We start from the raw sequence: 467 nt of genomic DNA, 5'->3' as shown, positions 1-467 counted from the left end.
GCCAACATCTGGCGCAACGAGCAGCAAAACCAAAACGCGCTGGCGATTGCCGAGGCAGGCAGCAAACTCTATGACAAATTTGTCGGCTTTGTCGAAAGCATGGACGGCATCAATAAAGCGCTTGGTCAGGCTCAATCCCAATTTCAGACGGCCTATGGCCGCTTGGTTTCCGGCAGGGGCAATCTCATCAGCAGCACCGAAAAACTGCGCAAATTGGGCATCAAAGCCGGCAAACAGCTGCAACGCGATTTATTAGAAAAAGCCATGTCGGAAAACGAAGACCACGCCACCTTGCCGACCGCGCAAGACCAAGAAAATGACTGATAAAACTTAAGACATTGCAAATAAAGGGAATTTAACCAATGAGCAACATCACCATCGTCCTTGCCGCCGATACCGGCTATGCCGAGCAAGTTCATACCCTGATGAAATCCATCTGTACTCACAACACAAATGTCAATTTCTAC

General features: G+C 49.0%; 1 protein-coding gene. It reads left to right on the top strand.

Annotated features, from left to right (window positions below):
* A partial coding sequence (gene rmuC, locus ACTHUM_RS19365) for a DNA recombination protein RmuC (protein WP_440403920.1) occupies nucleotides 1-324 on the top strand: 324 nt, incomplete at its 5' end.
* Nucleotides 325-467: the final 143 nt, after the last annotated feature.

The organism is Neisseria sp. P0021.S006 (genome assembly GCF_051956895.1).
Note: the sequence above shows the minus strand (reverse complement) of the source record. Positions and strands in the feature narration are given on the sequence as shown.